Origin of the sequence: Mycobacterium sp., from assembly GCF_047975165.1 — a bacterium.
Taxonomy (GTDB): Bacteria; Actinomycetota; Actinomycetes; order Mycobacteriales; family Mycobacteriaceae; genus Mycobacterium.
In genome coordinates, this window is sequence record NZ_JBKECZ010000142.1 from 1 (window position 1) to 8,456 (window position 8,456).

General features: G+C 72.3%; 3 protein-coding genes. All 3 read right to left on the bottom strand.

All coding sequences use genetic code 11. The annotated features are described in order from the left end of the window. Positions 1-863: PE family protein (locus ACK5M9_RS13460; RefSeq protein WP_416893664.1), on the bottom strand; the 863-nt coding region annotated here is incomplete at its 3' end. Between the two features lie 5 nt (positions 864-868). Continuing rightward, complete coding sequence (locus tag ACK5M9_RS13465) at positions 869-3,493, bottom strand: PEP-utilizing enzyme (protein ID WP_416893665.1); 2,625 nt, start codon at positions 3,491-3,493, stop codon at positions 869-871. A 10-nt stretch (positions 3,494-3,503) separates the two neighbouring features. After that, positions 3,504-8,456 (bottom strand): SDR family NAD(P)-dependent oxidoreductase (locus tag ACK5M9_RS13470; RefSeq protein ID WP_416893666.1); only part of this gene is annotated, 4,953 nt, incomplete at its 5' end.

The following is an 8,456-nucleotide window of genomic DNA, read 5'->3' on the forward strand; positions in this document are numbered from 1 at the left end:
CCCCCGGCGCCGCCGTCGCCGAACAGCCACGCTCGCCCGCCGCCGCCGCCGACACCGCCGTTGCCGGTCGCGGTCGTCGGCGCCCCCGCACCACCGGCCCCGCCGTCACCGGCCAGCAACCCGCCGAAACCACCGAGGCCACCGTTGCCGCCGCCGTCGGCGCCGAGGCCTCCCGCGCCGCCGACTCCCCCGGCGCCCAACAGGATTGCCTGCCCGCCAGCCCCGCCGAGACCACCGACACCGGTCGGATCGGCGCCGCCGGCGCCGCCCGCACCGCCGCTGCCGAACAGCCAGCCCCCGTTTCCGCCGGTTCCGCCGACCGCGCCGGAGGCCCCCGCGCCGCCGGCGCCGCCGTTGCCGAACAGACTCGCCGACCCGCCTGCGCCACCCGCGGGATGCGATCCACCCCCCGAGCCGCCCGCCCCGCCGTCGCCGAACAGGATTCCGCCGGCGCCGCCGTCGGCCCCGGTGCCCGCCGCGCCGTCCGCGCCGTCACCCATCAGCGGGCGGCCCAGGATCAGCAGAAACGGCGTGTTGACCAGGTCGAGCAGGCCCTGGAACGGACCCGGTAGCGCGGCCGCACCGGCGGCATCCGCCCCGGTGTAGGCCTGCGCGCCGGCACGCAGCTCGGCGGTGAATTGGGTGTGAAACGCCTCGACCCGGGTGCCCAGTCGCTGATACGCCAGCGCGTGTCCGCCGAAATACTCCGCGACGGCCGCCGAGATCTCGTCGGATCCCGCGGCCGCAATATCGACCGTGGCAGCAGCGGCGCTCGCGTTGGCCGCGCTGACCGAGGCCCCGACGGCCGCCAGCTCCGCGGCTGCCGCCGACAGCAGCTCCGGTGTCGCGAGAACGAATGACATGTCCGCTACCTCCCTGGACCGGGTTCAAGCAGATGAATCTCGCCGGTGCCGCCGTCGACTTCGATGAGCGCACCCGGTGGTAGTGACCGGGTGGCTCCTTGCACGTCGACAACGCACGGGAATCCGAATTCGCGGGCCACCACCGCGGCGTGCGACATCGGCCCGCCGAGTTCGGTGACCACGGCCGCGGCGTAACAGAAGGCGGCGGTGTAGCCGACGTCGGTGACTTCGGCGACGAGTATCTCACCGGGCTGCAGGTCGTCGATGGTGTCCGGCCGCACGATCCGCACCCGGCCGCGCACCCGGCCGCCGCAGACCCCGACCCCGCGCAGGGTGTCCCCGCCGCTGAGCACCGGCGCGAGCGCCGCCGTGGGCTGCCAGCTGCCGCTGAACACGATGGGTGGAACGACGGAAAGCAGCCGGCGCTGCTCGGCCCGGCGCCGGGTCACCAGCTCGGGAACACCGGTCGGCAGCGCGTCGAGTTCGTCGACCAACAGGTAGAACACGTCGTCGGGTGTCTGGAAGACACCGGAGTCGGTCAGCCGGCGCCCGTACTCGCGCAACAGCCCGCGCAGCAGCCAGATGGCGCGCACCATTTTATCTCGCCGCACCTCGCGATCACGCAGCTGCCGCGCCGCCTGCCGGGCAATCGGCCTGGCCCGCACCGGAATCCGCGGGTGCTGCGGCACCGGGGCGGGCGGGAAGCTCAGCGCCTTGGTGACGATGCGGACCAGCAGCTCCGGGTCATCGGCGTAGCTGGTCGCCAGCATCTCCACCTCGGCCGGTCCGCGGTGGCCCATCAGCGCCAACTCGGCCAGCACCGCGGAATGGAACCGCGGGGCATCGACGGCCAGCTTGCCCATCCGGTCGCCGGGCTCGGCGAGCACCCGGGTGACCGCCGGGTCGCTCCGTGCGGCGCGCACCAACCGGCGCACCGCCTCGACGGACTTCCCGCTGGCCAGCTCCGGCCCGACAGCCGGCGCCACATCGCGCCCGCCGAGCCCGCGCAACAGCACGTTGAACGCGGCGCACAGCATGAACGATCCGGACGCCAGCAGCCACCCGTGCACCACGTGGTCCCGTGCGGCCAGGATCAGGCTCAGCAGACGGCGATCCTCGAGGCGGGTGAGGTCGTCGCCGACGAGCAGTTCCAGACGCTCGACGTCGGCGAGATAGTCGCGGGTGTCCAGGCCGCAGCCCGCACTCAGACCGATCAGGTTGACCCCGAACACCCCGATGTTGCGGATGGTACGAAGTTGCCGGCGGATCGGGCCGGACAGCGCGGGGGTCGGGGGGCGTTCCTCGCCGAAGACCGGCAGCGTGGCCATGCTGGGCCCGAAGAATCCGCTGTTGGCGACGATGCTGGCGGGCTTGGCGAATGGCACGGTTTCGGCCATGAAATGCGCCGACGTGATCGCGCCGTAGAGGCGGTGGGCGAACACCGCGACGGTGCGCATGGCGATCTCCTTCTGCACCACCCCGCCCGGGCGCAGCCGTTCGGCGATGCCCACGCCGCCGGCACGCAGGCCGCGGACGGTCACCGAGGCCGACGACGGCGAGAACGGGCCCGGCAGCGCCTCGGAGAGGTTGGTGGCCAGAAACGTCGGGAACCGGGGGTCGATCGGGGTGTCGAATTCACCGTTGCCGTCGGCCGGGCCGACCAGCCTGGGTGCCACGCCGTCGTCGGCCGGGGTGTCGACGGCGGGCAGGTCCTGGATCGGGGCCAGCCGCCAGGGCAGCGCGCGTACGCGGCGGCCGACGGTCACCCGGCCGCGCACGGCCAGCGCGAAGTCCCCGAGGCATTCGGCGGCCGTCCAGGCCGGCGCGAACCCCCGGTCCTCGCGCAACCGCGCGGTGTCCAGCAGCGGGGTGTGCTGCACCGATTGCAGCTGGGCGAGTGCGGGCAGCCGCCGGGCCAACGCGGCCCGGCCGACCCGGACCCGCACGACGGGCCGGCGCAGTGCCGCGGCCAGCTGCCGGAACGTCGGCGTTCCGTCGGCTGCGAGATTGATCGGCCCGCTGGGCGTCTGGTCGTTCAGCACGGCGTGGTCCAGCAGTCGCAGCACGTCATCGGTGTGCACGACCTGCATCGGGCGGTCCGCGGATTCGCCCGGCAGCACCGGCAGCGCCAGCAGCCTGCGCCACCGGTTGTCGACGCCGCGGCCCACGACCAGCGGCAGCCGGATGGCCACCCACGGCCTGCCGGAGTCGGCCAGCAGCTCTTCGACCCGCGCGTATTGCCTGCCGGCGGCCGTCACCGGGCTCACCGGGGCATCTTCGGACACCGGCTGTGCCGACGGCGCGTAGACGTGCGCCGAGGAGGCGAAGACGATTCGCCCGCTCCCGGTGCCGGACCCGGTCATGGCCGCCAGCACGTTCGCCGCGCCGGCCACATTGATCCCGCCGTCGGGGTCCGGCGCCCAGGCGAGGTGAGCGACGACGTCGGCGCCGGCCACCGCCCGGCGCACCGCGGCGGCGTCGCGGATATCGGCGGCGACGAACTCCGCTGAGCTGGGCCAGCTTTCGGGCCGGTTCCGGGAAATTCCGGTGACCTCGTGGCCGTGGCTGAGCAGCCGGGCGGCCAGACCGCGGCCCAGCACTCCGCCGGCGCCGGTGACGGCGACCCTCACTGGCTGTCCACTACTCGTCTTCGTCCAGGAATGCCGCGTTGACCAGGTCGTCGAGATCCATGTCCGCGATGTCCTTGGCGGCCGGGGCGGCCGCCGGCGACAGCGGCGACGACAGGCCGGACGGAGCCGCGTTGGTGTCGTCGTCACCCTCGCCGGCCAGCGCCAGCAGCAGATCCAGCACTCCGGCCTGCCGCAGGCGTTTCACCGGAATCGATCCCACCACACGCCGCAACTCCTCCTCGCCCGGCGTCACCTGTGGGGTTTCGGCGGGTGCGGCGCCGAGCAGTTCGCGGTGGAAGTAGCCGGCCAGCGCAGCCGAGTTCGGATAGTCGAAAATGAGGGTCGGCGAAAGCGCCAGTCCGGTAGCGGCTTTGAGACGGTTGCGCATCTCGACCGCGGTCAGGGAATCGAATCCCAGCTCCTGGAATGCCCGGTCCGGGGGGATCGACTCGGGGGTGCCGCTGCCGAGCACGGTGGCGATATGGGAGCGCACCAGATCCAGCAGGACACCGTGTTGCTCGTCTTCGGGCAGGCCTTCGAGACGCTGCAGCAGTGCGGATTTCGATTTGGCCGCGGCCAGCGAATCCCCGACCTGACGTCGTGCCGGTGCGTTGATCAGGTCGACGAACATCGGCGGCAACGTCCCGGCGTCGAACTTGGCCCGCAGCGCGACCAGGTCGATGTGGGCGGGCAGCAGAAAGGGCTCGTCGGTGATCAGCGCGGTGTCGAACAGTTCCAGCGCCTCGTTCGGCGGCATCGCCACGATCCCGTCGCGGGCGAATCTCGCCAGGTCGGCGGTACCCAGGCCGGCGGCCATCCCGGTGGCCAGCTCGCCGGCCGGATCCCACAGCCCCCATCCGAGCGAGAGCGCGGGCAGGCCCTGCGTCCGCCGGTAGGCGGCCAGCGCATCCAGGAACGAGTTGCCCGCCGAGTAGTTGGCCTGACCCGAGGCGCCCGCCAGGCCGGCGATCGAGGAAAACAGCACGAACGCAGACGGATTCAGGTCGCGGGTCAATTCGTGCAGGTTCCAGGCCGCATCCACCTTGGGCCGCAGTACCGCATCGACCCGGTCGGGGGTCAGTGAGGTGACGACGGCGTCGTCCAGGCTGCCGGCGGTGTGGATCACCGCGGACAGTCGCTGATGGCGCGGGATATCGGCGATCACCGCGGCCAGCGCGGTCCTGTCGGCGGCATCGCAGGCCACCACCCGCACGTGGGCGCCGGCCGCTGTCAATTCCGCGGTCAGCTCCGGCGCGCCGGGGGCATCCGGGCCGCGCCGGCTGAGCAGCAGCAGATCGCGCACCCGGTGTGCGGTCACCAGGTGCCGGGCCAGTGCCGAACCGGCCATGCCGGTGCCGCCGGTGATCAGCACGGTCCCCCCGGCCAGTGTTGAACCGCCTGCCGGCCCGCCCGGCATCGTCATCACCACCTTGCCGGTGTGGCGGGCCTGGCTCAGGTAACGCAAGGCGGCCGGTGCACGCCGGATGTCGAACACCGTCGCCGGCAACGGGCGCAGCACCCGGGTTCCGAAGAGCTGCGCGAGCGCGGCCAGCATCTCACGAATGTTGTCGGGCCCGGCTTCGAACAGGTCGAAGGCCCGGTAGCGCACACCGGGGTGCCGCTCGGCGACATCGCCGGGGTCGCGGACGTCGGTCTTGCCCATCTCCAGGAACATTCCGCCGGGCGCGACCAGCCGCAGCGAGGCGTCGACGAACTCCCCGGACAGCGAAACGAGCACCACGTCCACTCCGCGGCCACCGGTGGTCGTACCGAAGGTGGTCTCGAAGTCGCAGGTGCGCGAGTCGCCGATGTGGTCATCGTCGAAGCCCATGGCCCGCAACGTGTCCCACTTTCCTCTGCTGGCGGTGCCGAAGACCTCCACACCCCAGTGCCGGGCCAGCTGGACCGCGGCCATGCCGACACCGCCGGCGGCGGCGTGCACCAGCAGCCGTTGTCCGGGCTGCACGTCGGCGAGAACCTTCAGGGCGTAGTAGGCGGTGGCAAAGACGACCGGGGCGGTGGCGGCCTCGGTGTCGGACCAACCCGCTGGAATCGTGATCAGCAGCCGCTCGTCGGTGGTGGCGATCGTGCCGGTGCCCTCCGGGAAGAGTCCCGTCACGCGGTCGCCGACGGCGAAACCGGTGACGTCGGAGCCGATTTCGACTACCGTTCCCGCGGCCTCGACGCCCATTGCCGCATCGGCGTCCGGATAGAGTCCCAGTGCGATCATCACATCGCGGAAATTGGCCGCCATCGCGGTGGTGGAGATGCGCACTCCGCGTGCCGGCAACCCGGTGTCGGCAATGGGTTCCAGCCGCAGGTTCTCGAAGGTGCCGGCAGTCTCGATGCCCAACCGCCACGGCCCCGGGGCCGGCGGCCTCAGCAGTGCCCGGACCGCCCGGCTGCCGCGCACCCGCGCGATGTGGGCGGTGCCGTCGCGCAGCAGCACCTGCGGCTCACCGGCCGCCAGCACGACGGCGGCCTCGTCGTCGGTGATCGCGACGTCGGTGTCGACCAGCACGATGCGTCCGGGATGTTCGGTCTGCGCCGAGCGCACCAGCCCCCACACCGCGGCACCGGCCAGGTCGGTGATGTCCTCGCCCGGCAGCGCCATCGCGCCCCAGGTGACCACCACCAGCACCCCCGTGTCGTGCTCGGTCAGCCAGGACTGCACGGCCGTCAGCGCCCGGTGCGTAGCGGTGTACACCGAGGCGGCGGTGTCCCCGGCCACCGGGTCGGATTCGAAGACCCGGTACGGCGGGGCGCCGGTGGCCGGAGCCGCGGGCAGCGGCGACCAGTCGACCTCGAAGAGCCGGTCGGCGGCCGAACCGGCCAGGGCCGCCTGCAACTGCTGCTCGCTGACCGGTCGGGCCACCATCGAGGCGACCGACAGCACCGGCAGGCCCAGCGCGTCGGCAAGTTCCAGCGACACCGACGACGGGCCGGTCCGGGTTATCCGCACCCGCACCGCCGAGGCGCCGGCGGCGTGCAGGGACACTCCCTGCCAGGCGAACGGCACCAGGACTCCGTCGGAACGGTCAAGGCCGCCACCGTGGTCGCCGGCGACGATGAGCGCGTGCAGGGCCGCGTCCAGCACCGCGGGGTGCACTCCGAATCCCGTTGTCGACAGCCCCGGCACCGCGGGCAGGGCCACCTCGGCGAACAGGTCGTCGCCGCGGTGCCACATCGCGGTCAAGCCCTGGAACGCGGGCCCGTAGCCGTACCCGCCGTCGGCCAGCCGCCCGTAGGCGCCGGCCAGATCCACCGGCTCGGCGCCGGCCGGAGGCCAGCTGGCGGAATCGACGATGGGTTGCGCCGCGGCGGCCGGACTCAGTGATCCCTCCGCATGAAGTAGCCAGCCCGAGCCGCCACCGGTGCCGGAGCGGGAAAACACCGATACCGCACGGGATCCGGACTCCTCGGCGGTATCGACCACCACTTGTACGGCCACCGAACCCGATTCCGGCAATACCAGCGGCGCAGCCAGCGTGAGTTCTTCGACCACCGGGCAACCCACTTCGTCGCCGGCGCGGATGGCCAGTTCGACGAAACCGGTGCCGGGGAAGATGACGACTCCGGCGACGGCGTGGTCGGCCAGCCACGGCTGCGTCGCCCTGGACAAGCGCCCGGTCAGCACCACCCCGCCCGAAGACGGTAGGTCGACCACCGCGCCCAGCAGCGCGTGTTCGCCGGCCACCAGACCCAGGCCGGCGGCATCGGCCGCGGCACCGGAGGTGGCCAGCCAGAACCGGCGCCGGTCGAAGGCATAGGTGGGCAGCTCGACGAAGCCGGCCGACCCCACCACGGCCGGCCAGTCCACCGCGACCCCGGACACGAACGCCTGGGCGACCGCGTTGGTAAGGGTCGCCGCCTCGGGCCGGTCCCTGCGCATGGTGGCGACCGTCGTGACCGGGGTGTCGGGAGCGTCGGGCAGCGACTCCTCGATGGCGGCCGTCAGGCCTCCGGTCGGACCGACCTCGATGAACCGCGTGGCGCCGGCCGAATGCGCGCAGCGGATGCTGTCGGCGAAGCGGACGGGTTCGCGGACATGGCGTTTCCAGTACTGCGCCGACGCGAAGTCGTCGTCGGCCAGTTGTCCGGTCAGGTTGGAGATGACCGCGATGGTGGGCGCCGCGACCGGCAGGCCGGCGGCGACCGCACCGAATTCGTCGATCATCGGATCCATCAGAACCGAGTGGAAGGCGTGCGACACGGCGAGCCGGCGCACCCGGCGGCCCTGGTCGCGCAGGAGATCGGCGACCGCGAGCACCTGCTCCTGCTCGCCCGAAATCACCACCGAGGAGGGGCCGTTCACCGCGGCGATACTGACATCGCCACCCAGCAGCGCCCGCACCTCGTCCTCGCTTGCCTGCACCGCGACCATCGCACCACCGGGCTCCAGACGCTGCATGAACCGGCTGCGCGCCGCCACCAGGACCGCGGCGTTCTGCAGGGACAGCACGCCCGCGACATGTGCGGCCGACAGTTCGCCGACGGAGTGACCCATCACGAAATCCGGATTCACACCCCAGGATTGGAGTAGCCGGAACAGCGCGACCTCGACCGCGAAGAGGGCCGGCTGAGCGAATTCGGTCTCGTTCAGCAGGTTTTCCTCCGGGCCCCAGACGACCTCGCGCAGCGGCCGCAGCAGGTGCCGGTCCAATTCGGTGACGACGGCGTCGAATGCCTCGGCGAACACCGGGTAGGCGGCGTGCAAGGCCATCCCCATCCCCAGCGCCTGAGCACCCTGGCCGGGGAATACGAAGACGGTCTTGCCGGCCGGCTGTGCGACACCGCTGATGACCGTGGACATTCCGTCGCCCGAGGCCAGTTCCGCCAGCCCCGCCAGCAACTCCTCGCGCCCGCCGCCGACCACCACGGCCCGATGCTCGAACACCGACCGGCCCGCCAACGACCACCCCACGTCACCGCAGTCCAGTTCACCGCGAGCACCGACGAACTC